This is a genomic window from Pseudokineococcus basanitobsidens (assembly GCF_037482545.1).
Taxonomy (GTDB): Bacteria; Actinomycetota; Actinomycetes; order Actinomycetales; family Quadrisphaeraceae; genus Pseudokineococcus; species Pseudokineococcus basanitobsidens.
The window spans coordinates 1-1,506 of the sequence record NZ_JBBIAA010000067.1 but is presented as its reverse complement, the minus strand read 5'-3'; the positions used below and the strand labels follow the sequence as shown (position 1 = coordinate 1,506).

Annotated in this window: 2 protein-coding genes; both read right to left on the bottom strand. The window is 72.0% G+C overall.

The window, feature by feature from the left end; genetic code table 11:
- Window positions 1–604, bottom strand: a 604-nt coding sequence (locus WDZ17_RS17285) for a class I SAM-dependent methyltransferase (protein WP_339576418.1), incomplete at its 3' end; no start/stop codon positions are given.
- A gap of 165 nt (window positions 605–769) precedes the next feature.
- Complete coding sequence (locus tag WDZ17_RS17280) at window positions 770–1,459, bottom strand: haloacid dehalogenase-like hydrolase (protein ID WP_339576417.1); 690 nt, start codon at window positions 1,457–1,459, stop codon at window positions 770–772.
- Window positions 1,460–1,506: the final 47 nt, after the last annotated feature.

Sequence of the window (1,506 nt, the reverse complement as noted above, 5' to 3'; positions counted from 1 at the left end):
GGCAGGTCTCCGTGAGGCCGCTGGCGCGCAGTTGGGCTGCGATGTCGTCGGCGGTGGTGAGGTAGCGCTCGAGCTCGACGTCGTGGCCGAAGCGGCGGTAGGCCGGGGCGACGTCGTGGGTGCCGTGGCCGGACTGGAAGGCGATGAGTAGGTACCCGCCGGGACGCAGCACGCGGACGGCCTCGGTGAACACGTGGTGGAGCTGGTCCGGCGGGGTGTGGATGGTGGAGTACCAGAACAGGATCCCGGTGAAGCTGCCGTCGGGGTGCGGTAGGTCGGTGATCGAGCCGACGGTGAAGGGCAGGTCCGCGTGGTCGCGTCGGGCGGCGGCGACCATCTCCGGGGACAGGTCGAGACCTTCGACGGTGCAGCCGCGGTCGGCGAGGTAGCGGGTGATGCGCCCGGCGCCGCAGCCGGCGTCCAGGACCGAGCCGGCGCCGGTGGCGTGCACGTGGGTGGCGAAGTGGTCGAGCATCGCGAGGTCGAGCGGCGCCTCGGCGCGGGTGTCGGGCAGCCGCTCGGCGTAGGTGCCGGCGAGGGTGTCGTAGGCGCGGCGCACGGGGCTGTAGTCGACCTGCGGCGATGGCTGGGCTGACTGCCTCATGCCCCGATCATCGTGCTGCGCAGTCCGGTGGTCCCGCACGAGGTGAAGGCCCGCCACCAGCGCCGCGGGCGCTGGGGCGCCGACGGCTTCCGGGCCTCCCGCTGACGATCGCTGGCCGGACAGCGTCCCGCTGTCCATCGCCCTTCGGTCACCGTCCAGCGATCCTCAGACGGCGGTCATCACGTCGACGTCCTCGCCGAGGGCTCGTCGCAGGCGCCGTAAGTCACGCGGCGAGGCGTTGACCACATGAGGAGCCCGTGCGGCACGGAGCAGGGGCAGGTCGGCGCAACTGTCGGAGTAGGCGTGGTCGACCGGGAGCGAGATCCCGGCCGAGAGCAGTGCCCGCAACTTGCCCTCACCCCGGGCCGGCACCGCCCGGGGCAGTCCCCACCGAGTGCGCGTGAGGACAGAAGCGACCACCTCGACGTCGTCCAGGCCCAGCGCGTCACACACGTGCTCGGCCAGCGGGGACGCGCACCCCGTGGCGACCACCACGCGGTCACCGCGGCCCTGGTGCTCCCGGAACCGGTCCAGGACCGCCACGGTGGTCCGACCCGATCGAGGGCTGGCGTGGTCGGCGGCGAAACGAGCCGACCTCGCGGTGAAGTCTTCGTGCGCCACCCCGACCGCGGCCAGCCACACGAGGTACCTCTCGGCCGCCACCCGCGTCGGTGGGAGCAGGAAGGCAGGAAGCCACACCGGCGCCGTCGCGATTGCAACGGCAGCGCGAACGGGGGGCCGTCGCAGCAAATGGACGAGGAACAGGCCGAAGGCATCTCCTCTGAGCAGCGTGCCGTCGAGATCGAAGACGACGACTTGAGCGGACTCCGACTCCTCGGCCTGCCCCACCTTCACGCCGCGAGGCTAACGAGCAGCCGACTCGTCATCCCGCTTGACGACCC